The sequence below is a fragment of the Desulfosalsimonas sp. genome, assembly GCF_055149105.1.
In genome coordinates, this window is sequence record NZ_JBSRLA010000016.1 from 22116 (window position 1) to 39256 (window position 17141).

Consider the following 17141-nt stretch of genomic DNA (forward strand, 5'->3'; position numbering starts at 1 on the left):
TGAAATGAAAGCCAAAAACCAACGGGTTTCCTTGCGCACCACCCAGGCCCAGAAGACCCTGCTGTCCCGGGCGGCTGAAATTAAGGGAACCAGTTTTTCCGATTTTGTTCTTGAAAGTGCATGCAGGGCAGCCGAGCATGCCCTGCTGGATCAGCGGCTGTTTTTTCTCGATGAAGACAGCTTTGCCAGGTTCCAGGAAGCCCTTGAAAGGCCGACTGCATCAAAACCGGAAATCCTTAAGCTTTTCAGGGAAAAACCGCCTTGGGAACAAACATAGCCCCGCCGGCAGCGCTTGAAAAACATCACCGGACAACCGATTTTGATTGCGGCAATCCTGTTTTAAACCAATGGCTGACAGATTACGCCTGGATGAATCAGCAGGCCGGCACATCCAAAACATTTGTCCTTTGCCGGGATGACCACCAGGTTATCGGATATTACAGCCTGGCTGCAGGGGCAGTGGCTCCGGAGCAGACCGGGTCCCGGATCACCAGGGGCCTTTCCAGACACCCCGTACCGGTGGCCATCCTTGCAAGACTGGCTGTTGACCGCAGGTGGCAGGGATACAAAATCGGCCAATGGCTGCTGCGAGACGGCCTGATCCGAACCGTCAACATATCCGGCCAGATCGGAATCCGGGCGATTCTGGTCCATGCCAAGGACGAAAATGCCCGGAAATTTTATACCCATCATGGATTTGAAGCCTCCCCGGTGGACCCGATGATGCTCATGCTGCTGTTAAAGGATATCAAAAAGAGCCTTGCCCATGAACCCCTTGTTTGAAGAACTCGACTTTCGCAATACCCCCATGGGCGAGCTGGTGCTCCGGCGCAGGCGGATGATGGCCCTGAAGGGAAAAATCATCTACGAGGTCAAGCTCAATGACGAATATCTCATGTCAAGCCTGTTTTATGCCGCTGAAGCCGCCCTGGCCGAAACCGGACTTTCTTGCCTGGAAGGCGGCAACTGGGACGTTGCCGTGGGCGGGCTGGGCCTGGGATATACGGCCGCGGCCGCCCTGGAATTTGAGCAGGTAAAGCGCCTTGTGGTCATCGAGGCCCTGGCGCCGGTCATTGACTGGCACCGTCAAAATCTGGTGCCAAACGGGGCGGTGCTGTGCCATGATCCGCGCTGCCAATTGATACACGGGGATTTTTTCGCCCTGTGCCGTGCCGGCGGCCTTGACCCGGATACGCCCGGCCGGCAATTTGACGCAATTTTGATAGATATTGACCACAGCCCGGAAGCCTGGCTGGATGCCGGCCACGGTGAATTTTACACAGCAGCCGGCCTAAACCGCCTCCAATCCCTTCTCAAACCCGGGGGCGTGTTTGCCCTGTGGTCCAATGACGCCCCGCACGATGGGTTTATCCAGACCCTGTCTGCGGTGTTTGAACAGGCGGAGGGCCGCACCATCTGTTTTGACAACCCCCTGCAGCAGACCGTGTCTGAAAACGGCATCTACCTGGCCCGGCGCAAAACCGGTTAAAAAAACGCCGGCTGCATCTCCACGGTGGGCCGGTCATCGGCCATGAGGCGTTTTTCCAATCCTTCGATTTTGGGCAGTTCATAGGCAAAGAAATAGCGCAGGGCAAACATCTTGCCGGCGTAAAACCCCTTGTCCTTTTTCTTCGGGCCCTTTTCCAGGGCGCTCTGGGCGGCCAAACCCTGGGCCAGCCACTGCCAGGCGATTGTGACAATGCCGAAATACTCCAGATACAGGGTGGCATCAGCCAGAAAGGCTTCAGCCCCCTGACTTTGCGCAACACCGACCTGATGCCGGGTCACCTGCTCCAGCCGGCTGACAGCGTCTTGGAGCTGTACGGCAAAACCCTCCAGATCCTTTAGTTTTCCGGCTTCGGCAATGGTCTGGCGCAGCTGCTCAGTGAAGAAGGCAAAGGCCTTTCCCTGCTGCATCATGACCTTTCTGCCCAGAAGATCCATTCCCTGAATCCCGGTGGTGCCTTCGTGGATGGGATGAATCCGGCAGTCCCGGTAATACTGCTCCAGGGGATAATCATCGCAGAAACCCGATCCGCCCAGGCACTGCAGGCCCTGGCTGATGGCCAAAATGCCGGTCTCCGAGGGATAACTTTTGGCCACGGGCGTCAGGATTTCCAGCAGAAGATGATATTTTTCCCTTTCATCAGCGTCTTGTGTCACCTTCATCATATCCACGTATTTGCTGCACTGGGTGAGCAAAGACAGAGAACCTTCCACCACGGATTTCTGAAACAGCAGCATCCGCTTGACATCCGCATGCTCGATAATGGCAACAGGCGGTGATGCCGGGTCCTTTTGGCCCGGCTTTCTGCCCTGGGTCCGGGTCCGGGTGTATTCCAGGGCCGCGTGATAGGCCCCGCCGGCCATGGCCGTGGCCCCCATGCCCACGCCGATGCGCGCCTCGTTCATCATCTGAAACATGTATTTGAGCCCCTGGTGGGCCTCTCCCACCAGCCAGCCATGGCAGTCGTTCTTATCGCCCATGCTCAGCTGGGCAATGGGACATCCCCGGTAGCCCAGCTTGTGATAAATCCCGGAGGTGGCCACATCATTGGCCGCAAGGGTGCCGTCTGCACCGGGGCGGTACTTGGGCACCACAAAAAGCGAAATTCCCTTGACCCCGGCCGGACCGCCCGGGATCTTGGCCAGCATCAGGTGCACCACGTTTTCCACGGCATCGTGATCGCCCGCGGAGATGAAAATCTTTTGCCCCTTGATCAGGTATTGGCCGTTTTCCAGGGGTTCGGCGGTGGTGGCCACATCAGTCAAAGATGATCCCGCCTCGGGCTCGGTCAGGGCCATGGTCCCCTGCCACCGGCCCTGCCGCATCCTGGGCACAAAGGTCTCATTTAGCTCCCTGGAGCCGAAGGACTCGATGAGATGGGCCGAACCCCGGCTCAGGCCGGCATAGGCATTGGCCGAGTAATTGGCAGAGGCAAAAATGAACTCGCAGAGATCGGCCACCATGGAAGGCAGCTGCTCTCCGTCCTGGTCAATGGGAACCGTGCTGGTCAGCCAGCCGCCTTCGGCAAATTCCTTTAAAATCTTTTTTATGGCCGGATGTACTTTGACCTCGCCGCCAACCAGTTCGGGCGGCTTTCTGTCCATTTCCTCAAACAGGGGAAACAGCAGGTTTTTGGCCAGTTTCACCGCTTCTTTGACCACCATTTCAAACATCTTGCGGTTGTGCTGGCCAAAATAGTCATACCGGGTCAAAGACGTGACGTCAAAGACCTCGTAAAGCAGAAAATCCACGTTTCTTTCATCTACAAACCGGGTTGCCACAATAGCCTTCCTTTCATTTCATTTTGTTCAAACCGCCGGATTTTTGGGTCTGTGATCCGACAGCGGGGTTTTGGCCGAAACATCTTTTTCATTATCCTGTCTGCATTGCTCCGTCAACTCGCATCCATTAAAACAAATCAGCGCCAAAAAGACTGCCAGAAGCGGTCTTTATCCACGATCCCGGGGCCGGGGATATCATGGTCCGGGTTCCTTTTTGAGCAGCATTTGTCCGCCCCTGTCAAAGGCCCGGCAGTTGGCGGCCACCTTGTCCTCGGGCATCATTTGCGAGACCGCGGCTTTAAATGAATCCCTGTCCACGGGCAGAATATCTGCGGCAGCCAGGGCCCCGATCATCATGATATTGGCAAAAATGGCGTTTCCCATTTCCATGGCCGCCCGGGTGGCTTCCAGAAACCACGCCCGGGCCGAGAGATCACCGATCCACTGCCGGAGCCGGTCCTGCTGCGGATATTGGGCCTGGCCGGAAATCACGGCAATGGAATGCACCGGCCGGGTGTTGCACAAGACGATCACATCCGGGTTGCCGTAATCGGCCAGCACCCGCAGGGCCTCGGTGGGCTCAAGAGATATGATCACATGGGCCAGGCCCTTTGGCATCAGGGGCGACCAGGTGTGGGTTGCCGAGACGCGCAGGTGGCTCATGACCGAGCCCCCCCGCTGGGAGGCGCCAAAGGTTTCGCCAATGGTGACGGTATAGCCCTGGTGCGTAAAAATATGGCCCAGCACCCGGGAAGCCAGCACATTGCCCTGCCCGCCCACGCCGGTGATCACCAGGTTGTAAGGGTCGCCGGGAAGTTTCACAGCTGCCGCCATTTTCAGGTCCTCTTCTTTCGGGTGATGGCCCCTGCCGGACAAACCGAGGCGCAGACCCCGCAGCCGGCGCAGATCACCTCGTCGATGCGCGCGCAACGACTTTTTTCATCCCAGTTTAAGCCCGGACACTTAAACACCCGGGTGCACAGCTTGTTGCACCCGCAGCTTTCCCCGATGCAGATTTGCGGATCCAGATGCATTTCATATTCCGGCCTGCCTTTTCGCTCCGGACTCAGGGTGCAGGCCCGGCGCATGATCACCACCTGGACCCCGTTTTTGCCGGAGATCTTTTCCAACAGGATATCACGGGTCTGATCCATTTCAAAGGGATCGCACACAGTGGTCTGCGCCCCCACGGCCCGGCACACGGCCTCAATGTCAACGGCCGGCGCGCTTTGACCCATGGCGTCTGTATCCAGGCCCGGGTGGGGCTGGAAGCCGGTCATGGCCGTGCCGCTGTTGTCAAACACCACCAGGGTGATATCCGCATTGTAATGCACGGCATTGACCAGCGCCGGCATGACCGCGTGGAAAAAGGTGGAATCCCCGGATACGGCCACAATGGACTGGTCCATGCCGAACTGCCCCAATTTGCCGAAACCGCTGGCAATTCCCGTGCCCGACCCCATAGCGTGCATGGTTTTTAGGGAAAAAAACCCGGTTTCGCGCATGCCGAGAGAATAGCAGCCGATATCCCCGCACACAAACCCTTCCCGGTTATCCAACGCCAGCACATTGTGCAAAATCCAGTAGGAAGCCCGGTGGGGGCATCCCGGGCAAAAGGTCAGGTCCCGGCCAGGAGCCCCGGCCAGCACGCACAGCCCGGCTTTTTCCGTGTAGTCCGCGGACACGGCCGCATAAGAAATGTCAAAAATTTTGGCCAGAGCGGCAATCACGTGATCCGGACTCATCTCCCCGACTGACGGCAGGGTTTTGTCGCGCTTGGCATGGATGGTTTTGACACCGATTTCCGGGGCCAGCTCGGCTGCCAGGATCTTGATGTTTTCCCCCAGAAACGGGATCACCTCCTCGACAATGAGCACCCGGCCGGTTTTTTCCAGATGCCGGCAAACAAGGTTTTGCGGCAAAGGCCAGGTGGTCCCCAGTTTCAACAGGCCCGCGCGGTCTGACAAACCCAGTATTTCAATGGCCTCCCGGCAGTACAGATTGCACGCACTGGCGGTAATTACCAGCAATTCCGGGTTTTCAGGGCCTGTATAAGTATTGAACAATGCGTTTTCAAAAGCGTCCCGGGCCTTTTCCAGTTTTTGCTGCTGCAGGGCGTGCTTGCAGGTCACTGGCGCGCTGGTCACAGCGCCCTGCTCGGGATCCAGGATAAACCCGGTGTGCCGGAACCGGGCTTTGGGCCGGGCATCGGGGATGGGGCCGAGTTCCACGTTTCCGCTGGCATGCGACAGCCGGGTGACGCTTCTGACCATGACCAGGTTGCCGATCTGCTCGGAGAGTTCAAAAGCCCACTTGATCATATCCTTGGCTTCCTGAAAACCACCGGGTTCCAGCAGGGGGATTTCCAGCAGGCGCGCAAAATGCCGGGATTCGCCCTCGTTTATGGAAGACAGGGCTCCGGGATCATCGCAGGGCACCAGCACCATGCCGCCCCGGGTGCCGCCGCCGGCCAGATGGAGCAAAAAATCCGAGGCCACGTTGACCCCGTTTTGCTTCATCACGCAAAGCGAACGCAAGCCCGCAAAGGATGCGGCCGCAGCCACTTCCGCGGCCACTTTTTCATTCACCGACCATTCCACGTATATCCCCGCGGCATCAGCCACCCCGGCCAGGTTTTCAATGATCTCCGAAGACGGGGTTCCCGGATAACCGGCTGCCACACTCACCCCGGCTTCCAGGGCGCCCCTGGCAATGGCCTGGTTGCCCATCATCAAAAGCCGCTGGCCCGGCCGGCCTTCAATCAGCTCATTCATGCGCACCTCCCGGCCCGGCCGTCATTTTTTCAAGGGCCCGGGCATTGACCCGCAGCACGGCCGAGCCGGTTTTCTCCGAATTGACCCGGCCCGTATCAAGGGCGCGCCCAAAGGCCCTGCGCTTTTTGGCAGCCGCTGCCGTCTCCAGGTGAACCCGGCCGGATTGCGGAAAATCCCACACCTCCAGGTATCCGGCGGCCGCGGCATCGGCTGTTAGCTGCCGGCCTTTTTCAGTGCGCACCACAAGGGTGTTGTATCCCGGGTTCTGTTCCATGGTGCCCACTGACACATCCGCCCATTCGGCGGTCATGTCCGGGCACAGCCCGCATCCTTTGGCCACGAGATCCCGGATTTCATCAAGGGCGATTTCAATGGCATGATTGCGGGTTTCAGCCACCAGGATTTCTGCCGGGGGCGGGGGAATACGGATTTTGCGGATTTCTTCGCCGGGGAGGCGTTTTTCCATAAAAGCCATCAGGCCCCGGGCATCCAGGGCCCAGGTGCAAAACAGCCCGATGGTCAGGGCCACGGGATCTGAGAAATTTTCATCCGCCATGGGATTGGCCCGCATTCGGGCCACGGCGGTCATCTGGCAGGGCGTGCCCACAACCCCCATTTGCTGATACCCCTGGCTGATCCCCTGATTCAACGCCGCCAGGGTGGGTGCGGCCGCATACCTGGAGCCCGCATACCCGGCCACGTCCCGGGCCCGGGTCACCAGGCCCGGTTCCGGCATCAGGCCCTTTTTGCCCGTGAGCACGGCCGCGTCAATGCAGCCGGTTTCCAGGGCATACGCAACCAGGGCCGAAACCGCGCCCCCGTCCTGAAAATCCCCGCAAACTGCGGCATCCCCTGCCCGAACGGCAAAAATCTGCCTGTAAGCCCCGATCGGGTCCCCGCTATATTCCCCGCGGCCGGCCAACCTGGAAAGCGCATCCAGGTCCACCTCGGTTTTTGGGCAAAAGGCGTGGCACCGGCCCTTTTCCCGGTCGCAGGAAAAAACCATGGCAGTCTTGCCCTGCCAGGTGTCAAAATAGGGGCACAGGTGAATGCATGCCCCGCAGCCCACGCACAAACCGGTTTCCAGCACTTCCCTGTGCAGATCACCGGGTCCGAGTACCTGCATATGCAACTCCCCTGGTCAAATCCATGTCAAGTTGTCAATCCAGCCCATCCTGTTGTTTTTCTACCTGAATGGCAGATAGTCGTCAATGCCAAATATTGTTTGTTATTACCGAACAACTATACCGTCCGGAAATCATGAATCGTGTTCAGATAAAATTTGACTCCTGTTCAAAATACGGATATTTTTCAAACATTGGCAAATTCACAATGACCGAACGGAGCTTGAAACATGAGTGTGCAGTCTGTGCAGCGCGCGCTGACAATTTTAACCCTGTTTTCCCATCGCCGCCCGGTGCTCGGCATTTCCGAGCTAAGCCGGTTGATGGACCTGCCCAAGGGCACCGTGCATGGCATCACCCGCACCCTTGTGGACCAGGGCTTTTTAAGCCAGGATGAACAAACCAAAAAATACCGCCTTGGCCTGAAAATCCACGAGCTGGGCATTGTGCTTTCCGGCACCCTGGAATTAAACCAGAAGGCCGCCGGCCCCTGCCATCAGCTTTCCCGGCGCACAGGGCTGCTTTCACGCATCGGCATCTGGGACGGCGGGTCGGTGGTGATCACCCTAAACACCCATCCCAACCCCATGCCCGTGCTGCCCCACCAGGTGGGCCCGCGGATCCACGCCTACTGCTCGGCCATTGGCAAGGCCATCCTGGCCTTTCTGGATGAAAAAACCATCCGGCAGTACCTGGACCGGACCCGGATGACCGCATTTACCCCCCACACGGTAACTGTTAAAAAAAAGCTCCTGGAAGACTTAAAGGCCACCCACAGGCGGGGATACGCCATTGACCGGCAAGAGGCCGTGCAGGGCATGGGCTGTATGGGTGCGCCGATTTTTGACCACCAGGGCGGCGTGGCCGGGGCCCTGAGCCTGTCAGGCCCGGTCAACCAGGTCCTGGGAGATCAGACAGAGGAACTGGCCGGTGAAGTACTTTCCACGGCTGCCGAGATCTCCCGCCTTTTCGGATATTTTCCCGCAATCATGGAAACCGGCGCATCCTGACGCTAAAAACTATACGTCTGTGGCAAACACCTGTCAACGATCCTTGCTCCCGGCCCTTTCCCTTATGATGAATTTTTTAAAAAACTGAAAACAAAGCGATTATGCCTTGACCCGGCGCCGGGTTTCTGGGAAAATTATTCGGAATTGAATCAGCATGGCCCTGGCGGAAACGCATAAGGAGAAATACCGAGATGGACCTGAAAGCATATTGCCCGGAGAAACTGCTTGCCCCTGAAAAAGCGGTGAAAAAAATCAAAAACGGCAGCCGGGTGTTTATCGGAACGGGCTGCGGCGAACCCCAGCAGCTGATTCGCTCCATGGTCGAAGATGAAAGCGTCCAGGACATCGTGGTCTACCAGATGCTGTCTTCCACCTTTGCCCAGTACATCGATGATCCGTATTTTACCAGCCGGTTTTCCCTGAAGCTGTTTTTTATCAGCCTGCACATGCGCCAGGCTGCTTTTGAGGGAAAAATCGACTATATTCCGGCCTATCTCTCCCAGATCCCGGAGCTGTTTAACACCCGGCAGATCGGCCTGGATGTGGCCTTAATCCAGGTCAGCCCGCCGGACCGATACGGCTACTGCAGCCTGGGTATTTCCGTTGACATAACGGTTTCGGGCATGAGCAACGCCCCCCTTGTTATCGCCCAGGTCAATCCCCGTATGCCGCGAACCTGGGGAGACGGTTTTGTCCATGTCGATGACATCCATTATCTGGTCCAGTTTGAAGAACCCCTTGTTTCCGCCCTGCCTGAGGCCAAAAACCAGGAAATTGTCGAGCGTATCTCCCAGTACATCAACCAGCTCGTCGATGACGGCTCCACCCTCCAGGTGGGCTTCGGCCATCTGCCCAATTTTATCCTGCCCCATTTAAGCGGCAAAAAAGACCTCGGGATCCACACCCAGGTGATCACAGACGGATTTCTGCCCCTGTTTGAGAAGGGCGTGGTCACAAACAAGAAAAAAAACTATCTTCCCAACCGGGTGGTGGCTTCCCTGTGCATGGGATCGGAGCAGCTTTACCAGTTCATGGACAACAACCCCATGTTTTATTTCCGGGTGGCCGACTTTGTCAACGATCCCAACATCATCGCCAAAAACGACCATTTGATCTCCATCAGTTCGGCTCTGGAAATCGACCTGACCGGGCAGATCTGCACGGACTCCAAGGGCTATATCTTCTACAGCGGCATCGGCGACCAGGTGGACTTTATCCGGGGCAGCAAGATGTCGCGAAACGGATTTTCCATCATTGCCCTGCCCTCCACGGCCCAGGGCGGCAAGGTGTCGCGCATTGTGCCCCATCTAAGCGAGGGCGCCGGCGTGGCCACCACCCGTGGTGACGTGGATATCGTGGTCACGGAATACGGGATTGCCGAACTTCACGGCAAAGGCATTTACCAGCGGGTCATGGAACTGGCCCAGATCGCCCATCCCAAGTTCCGGGAATGGCTCATTGAAGAAGCCAAGAAGCGGCACTACATCTTTGGCGACCAAATCCCGCCCAGCGAGCAGGATTTGATGTTTCTGGAAGACTACAAAGACCACCTGGACCTGGAAAGCGGAAAAACAGTGGAATTCCGGCCACTTTTGCCATCGGATGAGTTTGCCACCCGCAATTTCTATTATTCGCTCCAGGAAAGCACGGTGTTTTACCGCTTTTTTTACCGCCGCAAGATCTTTTCCCGGGAAATGCTGCAAAAACAATGGGCCTCTGTGGACTATCACCAAAACATGACCATCATCGGCATGATCCAGCGGGGCAAGCACAGGGAAATCATTGCCATCGGCTCCTACGGCCAGGCCGAAGATGAAGTGGCGGAAGTGGCTTTCGTGGTCAAGGAAGAATACCAGGGCCAGGGCATCGGCAGCTACATGCTGGGCCTGCTGGAAAAAATCGCCCGGGAAAACAAGTACACGGCCTTTACCGCAACCGTGCTCAGCGAAAACAAGGCCATGGTCCATGTTTTTGAAAAACGCTATCCCCATGCCAAAATCAAGCGCGGATACTCCGGGGAGGTCGACATCCACATGCCCTTTGAGTCCCCGGAAAACCAGGCCGGCAACAACAAGGAAAAAAATCAGCCGGACCCGGAATAACGGGCCTTGATTTTTTCACGGTCCGGACTGCCGTCTGATCTGACCGGAAAATCGGTGACCACTTCAACATAATGGGGTTTTTTGTAACGGGCAATGCGCCTGCCCACAAACTCGATGAGTTCCTCCGCCCCCAGTCTGGCCCCGGGTTTGAGCCGGCACACCGCCTTGATCCCCTCTTTCCATTTGGGATCCGGCACACCAAAAACCACTGTCATATCCACTGCCGGATGCTCCAGGATGACTTTTTCCACTTCCGCCGGATAAACATTTTCCCCCCCGGGCTTGATCAGCTCCTTTTCCGCCATGCGGCCGGTATAAAACAAAAACCCGTTTTCATCAAAACGCCCCGTGTCTCCGGTATGATGCCAGCCGTTGCGGAATGTATGCGCGTTGTCTTCGGGCAGGTTCCAGTAGCCCTGAAACACCAGGGGGCCCCTGATGACAATCTCGCCGGATTCGCCCGGGGGCAGAAAACGGCCGGTCTCATCCACCGTGTGCACGTCCGCCAGCACCACCGGCTTTCCGGCTGATCCCGGAGCGTCGTTGTAAGGCCCGAGGGTTGCCAGCAATGAGGTTTCGGTCTGGCCGTACATGCAGTAATACGTACCGCCTGTCATTTGCTGGTACTGCTCGATGTCCCGGGCTGACGCCAGGCCGACCACCGACCGGAGCGATGAAATGTCCCGGTTCTCCTCTGCTGCGGCCTTTAAAAACGATGAGAGAATCGGCGGAAAATCAAAGAACAGGGAGGCGCCAAACTCTTCTGTCAGCCCTGCGGCCCTGCCTGCATCAAACCGGCTCATGTTCACGTTCAGCGCGCCCGCCTGAAACGCAGCCACTGCCATGAAAAGACCGGCCACGTGAAACAGCGGCAAAAGGCATAAGTGCACGTCCTTTTCAGACAGGCCAAAATAATAGTCCAGATGAAGACCGGCGCAAAGAACGTTTTCATGGCTCAAAAGCGCGCCCCTGGGCCGTCCGGCCACCGCTGCGGTATGGATGATCACAAATCCGTCATGGCTGCCTGCGTCTTCGGGCGCAGCATTGCTTCCGCCCTCTGCAAGGGAGGACAGGGCTCCGAATGCCCCGGCATCGGACTTTAAGTTGTAGCACTGCTGCAGCGAAGGCAGATCCATCAGGCGATCCTTGAGCATATCCTGGAATTCTGCGTCCGCAAACATGAGCCTGGGCGAGCAATCATTTAAGTTATAGCAGATCTCGTCTGCGCTCAGCCGCCAGTTTATCGGAAGCATAACCGCCCCGGCAGCTGCCGCGGCACCAAAGAGCAGAAAAAACTCAATGCTGTTTTTTCCAAGCACTCCCAGGCGGTCGCCTTTTTCCACCCCCGCGGCCTTGAGTCCGGAGCTAAGTGCGTCAACACGGGTTTTGATGTCCCGGAATGTGAACATCTCGCCGGTGTCAGCCTCGTACCAGGCCCCTGCATCCGGAAAGGCCGCTGCATTGCGTTTTATCTGATCATAAAATGTAAAATCGTAGAGTCCCATGGTTTTTTCCTGTCCTGTGCCCCAAAATTGAATTGGCCCCCTGCCCTCTGCCTTCCGTCCTCTGCCTTCCGTCCTCTGCCCTCCGTCCTCTGCCCTCCGTCCTCTGCCCTCTGCCCTCTGCCTTCTGCCTTCTGCCTTCTTACTTAACAGTGGTCACGGGACACGGAGCCTTTAAAATAATGAACTGCGCCGTGGAGCCCAGAATGATCTTCTGGGTCCGGGATTTTTTCCTGACCCCCACGAATATCAGGTCGATTTGATTTTCCGCGGCAAAGCGCACCAGATCCTCGCCCGGGGTCATCCCGCGGGCAAGCTGGTGTGTCTCGCATTCCACTCCCTTTTCCTTCATAAACCGTCCGGCCTCATCCAGGCTCTTGTCCACACTGGCGATCTGCTCGAAGCTCTCGCTTGACCCGCCTTCCATGGAGGTGACAATTACAACCCTGGCATTAAAAAACAGGGCATGCTCACGGGCAAGAGACAGGGCCGCCTCTGAGGCTTTTGTCCGGTTGTAGCCGACCAGTATTTTCATCAGATCATTCCTTTTCTACATCCATCTTTTCCGCCGCTTGTAAGACTTGACCTCCTTGAAGGATTTTCGTCCCCCCGCCCGGGTCAGGCCCATGTAGAACTCCTTGACGTCCGGATTTTGCTTCAATTCCCCTGCCGGCCCCTCCAGTACGATCCTGCCGGTTTCCATGATATAGGCATACTGCGATATTTCCAGGGCGATCCTGGCATTTTGCTCCACCAGCAGAATAGTGGTATTCAGATCCCTGTTGATGGCGGCAATGTTTTCAAAGATCTCCTTTACCAGAAGCGGGGCCAGGCCCAGGGACGGCTCATCGAGCATCAGCACCTTGGGTGCGGCCATCAGGGCCCGGGCAATAACGATCATCTGCTGCTCTCCGCCGGAACAATAGCCTGCAAGCCTTTTGGGAATGTTGGCCAGGCGCGGAAAATGCCTGTACATCAGTTCATGGTCTTCACGGATTTTCTGCTGGCCGTCTTTGCGGGTCACCGAACCCACCCAGATGTTTTCATCCACGGTCAGGTGCTTGAAAACACGACGCTCCTCGGGCACCATCACCGCCCCCTGCCTTACCACGTATGTACCCAGCACGTTTGTGATGTCCCGGCCCCTGAACCGGATGTAGCCGTCGCGGATGTATCCGTTTTCAGGCTTGAGCAGCCCGCTGATGGCCCGCAGGGTGGTCGTTTTGCCCGCGCCGTTGGTGCCCAGAAGCGATACAATGGCGCCTTCGGCCACCTTCAGGCTCACGCCCCTTAAAACCTGAACAATATCGTTGTATACCACCTCGATATTGTTGACTTCCAGCAGATGCCCGTCTTGTTTGGTTTCCATGAATATTTCAACCCGCTTTTCAGACATTTTTAAAAAGCCCCCCTTACGCCGGGCCCGGTGCAAAGGGGGCCTGAAATCCACTGCTTTGTTACTTGATTTTCTCCGCATATTCCGAGACAAACGGCTTGCCTTCTGCACGGAACTCCCCGTCATCAACCACATAGAGCTGCAGGGTATCAACGCCCTGGTGATCGTCTTTGGAATATGTAACCGGCCCCACGGTGGTGACCGGATAAAAGGCGTTCATGCCGTTCATCTCCAGTAATTCCTGATAGAGATTTTCCTTGTTGACCGGCTTTCCTTTGGCCTTGGCCCGCCTGATGACCTCTGTTGTGACCTGGGCGACCATGATCCCGTTTGCATAGTTGTGGGAATTGGCGGTTTTTTCATCCCGGCCGTATCTTTGCGCAAGTGCAAGCTGCGCCTCCGCTCCTACCCCGGGTTCGGAGGTCACGATATAAGAGGTCGTCCAAAAAAAATTTTCAGCCGCATCCCCGGCAAGGGCGATCAAGTCGTTGCCGCCCGTGTAATGAGCGCCCAGAAATGTCATTTTCCCCTTTTCGCCGAAATGCTTTGCAACCAGATCCATATTCTTTGCACCTTTGAGCATTGTTGCCACAGGCGACTGCACGGTCTGGCTTATTACATACTCAACTCCCTTGCTTCTCCACCTCTGGATCATGGCCGTGACATCCAGATCCTGACCATGTTCAACCGTTTCAACGAGTTCTATATCCAGGCCTGCTTCAACGGCTTTTTCAATGTCTTTTACCGGTTCTCTGCCGAATGCCGAAGGATGGACGTACATGGCCACTTTTGGCGTGCCGCCTTCATGGTGGTCCACCACATATTCGACAAGGCCGATGTTTTGGGCGGAATACGACGCAATGGGCAGAAAAATATAATCCGACCCCTCTATGTTGCCGGCATGAAAGGAAGCCGGGAGTGTGGGCATTTTCACTTCGTCAAAATCGCGCTTCAGCGCCAGGGTGCTGCCGGTGGAATAATTGAGATAAAAGACAATGCCCATATCCAGAAATTCTTCAAAGTTTCGCTTTGTGATGGCTGTCTCATACTTGTCATCCCGGATCGTGCACTCGATTGTATCGTCTCCCAGCAGTTTCATGTCATTGACATACCGGAAATAATCTTCAGCTCCCTTTGAATAAGGATTTCCCGCATCAGATGTCGGACCCGTGATGGCAAGGGACAGCGCTGTTTTGTAAACCTCTCCGGCCATGGAAGACCCGGGTGCGGCCAGCATCAGGGCCGCGGCTGCAACAATGATCCATATGCTGATTTTTTTGGTTTTCATTTCCCCCTCCTTGATTTGGCTTGTTTAAACGGCTCCGGGCAAAAGCCCTGCAAGCCAGGGGCCGCAGATCAGTATCGAAACGGCCAAAGCTTTACATAAGAGCGTATGATCCGCCACCAGTTGGCGATTCCGCGCGGTTCAAATATGAGAAACAAAACAATGACCAGACCGGCCCACCTGGCCTGAAAACCAGTGCACACGGCCCACATACATGAACTGCCCCTGGTTGAAAAATTCCATGGACCCGATGACCCACTGAAATATCAACTGAAAAGACAAAGTTGCCATAAGCAGGTACAAATGCCGCAACCGCAGGGCCGGAAGGCCCACGATCAAACCCATGGCCGCCCCCATGAACCCGGACAAAACAATCATCAAAGGCCAGGCATGGGTGATGAGCACATGCTGATCTCCGATAACGCCGGCAACAGAGGCCACCGTATAGGCCCCCACACCCATGAAGGCGGCATGGCCCACTGAAATCTGACCGGCAAACCCGGTGACGAGATTTAACCCGTAAACCGCAATGACCGCGATCAGGATATTGTCGATCACCAGCATGTACTTGGTGGAAAGTTCGATGAAATAAGGCCATGAAAACAAAACAACCAGAAAGAGCGCAAATATCAGCCGGTCGGCATGGGTGGCAAAAATCCGCTGCTCCTGTCGGTAGGTGGTAAAATAGTTGCCTGTGGCCATCCAGCGATTGGCTGACATCATCTACACCCGTTCGATTTCGTGTGTACCAAACAAGCCGTGGGGCTTGAACAAAAGGATCACCAGCAAAACAATATAGGGCAGAAGGCTTGCGGTGCCGCTCAAGCCCCAGTTGCCGTCGAGATACCCGCTTGCAAACTGCTGGATCAGGCCCATGATGATTCCGGCGGCCACGGCACCCGGAAGGGAATCAAGGCCGCCGAGAATAACAACCGGAAACACGATGATCCCAAAGGCATGACCGGAAATGGGGCTGTTCGGCGTTTGCATTGATTCTGGCGATTTCCCTGTAAACCAGGTCTGCCACCTCCGGCTTTGCCGAAAGATCCATAAAGGTGGAAAACGATATCCCGCGGTCTTCAGCCCATTTTCCCACCACTATGGGATCGATGTTGATCAAAGCCGATACATAATCCTGCTGATCGCCGAAAATCACGGCTTCCTTGATATAAGGGCTGAACTTGAGGCGATTTTCAAGAAACATGGGGCTAAACATCTCGCCCCGGCTGTTGTGCATGACATCAGAGACCCGGTCTATGACCACCAGGTGGCCGTTTTCGTTTATGTATCCCGCATCCCCGGAATGGAGCCATCCATCCGGTTCTATGAGTTCAGCGGTTTTCTCCGGTGCCTTGTAATAACCTTTTGGCACAGAAGCGGACCGGGAAAGAATCTCGCCCTGATCCGATATCATGCACTCTGTGCCCGGAAGGGGCTTTCCCACTGTTTCGGGATGCACCTCGCCGTCTCTGTGCACGTAGGCGATGCCGGTGATCTCGGTCTGGCCGTAGATTTGCTTGAGGTTGACGCCGATGGCCTGGTAAAAGGTAAAAAGCTCCGGACCCAGGGCCGCCCCGCCGGTGTAGGCACGCCGCAGCCGGCTCAGCCCCATCTGGTTGACCAGCGGTCGGAACATCAAAACACTGCCCAGCCAGGAAAGAACACCCAGGACCGGGGGCTTGCTGCGGCCGGTCATCCGGTAGTGAGCCGCCTTTTCCCCGATTTTCATGAAAAAGTTGTAGCATAGCTTGTTGAAACGGTAGGATTCGTCAATCTTGAGCCATATCTGCGAACGGATGGTTTCATAGATGCGCGGAGCGCCGAACATGAAATGGGGGCCGATTTCCTTTAAATCCGCCATTGCGGTTTCAACCGATTCGGGAAAATTTATGGCAATGCCCGTTGCCATGGCCACCCCGAAAGAATTCATCTGCTCGCCGATCCATGCAAAGGGCAGAAAGGAAACATACTCGTCTGTGGCCGCCAGGGGGTCCACCTCTGTGAGCCGCAGGCCCATGTTGATGTAATTGCGGTGGGTCATCATGGCCCCCTTGGGCAGGCCGGTGGTCCCCGAGGTCAGGCACAGATGGCAGACGTCATCGGGGCGGCCTTCATCCACCATGTTTTCAAAGGCCCCGGGATCATTTTGATGAGCCTGGTCGCCGAGTGCGTAGAGATCGGCTATGGACATAAACCACTGATCGGATCTGTAGCCGCGCATACCCCTGGGATCTTCGTATATCACCCTTTTTACATTCGGGATGCGTTCACGGATCTCCAAAACCTTGTCCACCTGCTCCTGATCCGAGCAAAAAACCACGCTGATCTCAAGATAGTCTATGATCTGTGCAATCTCATCGGGAAGGGTGGTCTGGTAGATGCCCGCGGATATCCCGCCTGCTGCCTGGGCCCCGATGGCCACGAAAAGCACCTCAGGAATGTTGTCGCAGATCAGGGCGATCTTGTCCTGCCTGCCGAAACCGATTTGCTTTAACCCCAGCGACGCCCTGCGGGTATAATCGTAATATTCGTTCCAGGAGTAGGGAATCCAGCGGCCGAAATCCTTTTCCCTGAGCGCGGTCTGGTTTCCGCTGGTTTTCACCCGCCACCGCAGAAGCTGGGGGATGCTGTATTGGAGCAGATGGTCCCTGTTTTCCATA

16 protein-coding genes are annotated in these 17141 nt (G+C 56.3%); 5 read left to right on the forward strand and 11 right to left on the reverse strand.

The features are described 5' to 3' along the window. The first annotated feature begins 4 nt into the window (after window positions 1–4). Genes ACTCIA_RS05765 through ACTCIA_RS05775 form a run of 3 tightly spaced genes read left to right on the forward strand, consistent with a single transcriptional unit; the run spans window position 5 to window position 1489 of the window. Entirely contained in the window at window positions 5–277 is a 273-nt protein-coding gene (locus tag ACTCIA_RS05765; protein WP_463000848.1) for a type II toxin-antitoxin system TacA family antitoxin, read from the forward strand. Next, window positions 262–783, forward strand: a complete 522-nt coding sequence (locus tag ACTCIA_RS05770; protein ID WP_463000849.1) for a GNAT family N-acetyltransferase — start codon at window positions 262–264, stop codon at window positions 781–783. The genes ACTCIA_RS05765 and ACTCIA_RS05770 overlap by 16 nt, the downstream gene beginning before the upstream one ends. After that, window positions 767–1489 carry a spermine/spermidine synthase domain-containing protein gene (locus ACTCIA_RS05775; RefSeq protein WP_463000850.1) on the forward strand — a complete coding sequence of 241 codons (723 nt, stop codon included), beginning with the start codon at window positions 767–769 and terminating at the stop codon, window positions 1487–1489. Before ACTCIA_RS05770 ends, ACTCIA_RS05775 begins: the two co-directional genes overlap by 17 nt. Here the strand turns inward: ACTCIA_RS05775 and ACTCIA_RS05780 are convergent. The 4 genes from ACTCIA_RS05780 to ACTCIA_RS05795 form a co-directional block, all read right to left on the reverse strand. Then, on the reverse strand, window positions 1486–3288 hold the full coding sequence (locus ACTCIA_RS05780) for an acyl-CoA dehydrogenase (RefSeq protein ID WP_463000851.1): 1803 nt from the start codon (window positions 3286–3288) through the stop codon (window positions 1486–1488). The genes ACTCIA_RS05775 and ACTCIA_RS05780 overlap by 4 nt on opposite strands. A 195-nt stretch (window positions 3289–3483) precedes the next feature. Next, complete coding sequence (locus ACTCIA_RS05785) at window positions 3484–4122, reverse strand: indolepyruvate oxidoreductase subunit beta (RefSeq protein WP_463000852.1); 639 nt, start codon at window positions 4120–4122, stop codon at window positions 3484–3486. 2 nt (window positions 4123–4124) lie between these two features. Continuing rightward, window positions 4125–6062, reverse strand: a complete 1938-nt coding sequence (locus ACTCIA_RS05790; protein WP_463000853.1) for a thiamine pyrophosphate-dependent enzyme — start codon at window positions 6060–6062, stop codon at window positions 4125–4127. Continuing rightward, entirely contained in the window at window positions 6055–7188 is a 1134-nt protein-coding gene (locus tag ACTCIA_RS05795) for a Coenzyme F420 hydrogenase/dehydrogenase, beta subunit C-terminal domain (protein ID WP_463000854.1), read from the reverse strand. The genes ACTCIA_RS05790 and ACTCIA_RS05795 overlap by 8 nt, the downstream gene beginning before the upstream one ends. Before the next feature lie 228 nt (window positions 7189–7416). On the opposite strand from ACTCIA_RS05795, the gene ACTCIA_RS05800 reads away from it, so the two are divergent. Together ACTCIA_RS05800 and ACTCIA_RS05805 are read left to right on the forward strand one after the other, a co-directional pair. Then, the gene (locus tag ACTCIA_RS05800; RefSeq protein WP_463000855.1) at window positions 7417–8196 is read left to right on the forward strand and encodes an IclR family transcriptional regulator; all 780 of its coding nucleotides are present in this window, start codon (window positions 7417–7419) and stop codon (window positions 8194–8196) included. Window positions 8197–8387: 191 nt separating this feature from the next. Further along, window positions 8388–10298, forward strand: a complete 1911-nt coding sequence (locus tag ACTCIA_RS05805) for a GNAT family N-acetyltransferase (protein ID WP_463000856.1) — start codon at window positions 8388–8390, stop codon at window positions 10296–10298. On the opposite strand, the gene ACTCIA_RS05810 is transcribed toward ACTCIA_RS05805, so the two are convergent. From ACTCIA_RS05810 to ACTCIA_RS05840, 7 genes are all read right to left on the reverse strand, one after another. Further along, complete coding sequence (locus ACTCIA_RS05810; RefSeq protein WP_463000857.1) at window positions 10280–11803, reverse strand: AMP-binding protein; 1524 nt, start codon at window positions 11801–11803, stop codon at window positions 10280–10282. The two genes, ACTCIA_RS05805 and ACTCIA_RS05810, sit on opposite strands and share 19 nt — an antisense overlap. 139 nt (window positions 11804–11942) lie before the next feature. After that, a complete protein-coding gene (locus tag ACTCIA_RS05815) occupies window positions 11943–12335 on the reverse strand; it encodes a universal stress protein (RefSeq protein WP_463000858.1) in 393 nt (130 codons plus the stop codon). A gap of 15 nt (window positions 12336–12350) precedes the next feature. Then, window positions 12351–13196: an ABC transporter ATP-binding protein gene (locus ACTCIA_RS05820; RefSeq protein ID WP_463000859.1), complete on the reverse strand. Its 846-nt coding sequence runs from the start codon at window positions 13194–13196 to the stop codon at window positions 12351–12353. A 61-nt stretch (window positions 13197–13257) separates the two neighbouring features. Further along, entirely contained in the window at window positions 13258–14484 is a 1227-nt protein-coding gene (locus ACTCIA_RS05825) for an ABC transporter substrate-binding protein (protein ID WP_463000860.1), read from the reverse strand. Window positions 14485–14622: 138 nt separating this feature from the next. Next, on the reverse strand, window positions 14623–15204 hold the full coding sequence (locus tag ACTCIA_RS05830; RefSeq protein ID WP_463000861.1) for a branched-chain amino acid ABC transporter permease: 582 nt from the start codon (window positions 15202–15204) through the stop codon (window positions 14623–14625). Further along, on the reverse strand, window positions 15205–15423 hold the full coding sequence (locus tag ACTCIA_RS05835; RefSeq protein WP_463000862.1) for a hypothetical protein: 219 nt from the start codon (window positions 15421–15423) through the stop codon (window positions 15205–15207). Then, window positions 15392–17140, reverse strand: coding sequence for an AMP-binding protein (locus tag ACTCIA_RS05840; protein ID WP_463000863.1), 1749 nt, complete (start codon window positions 17138–17140; stop codon window positions 15392–15394). Before ACTCIA_RS05840 ends, ACTCIA_RS05835 begins: the two co-directional genes overlap by 32 nt. Window position 17141 lies beyond the last annotated feature (1 nt).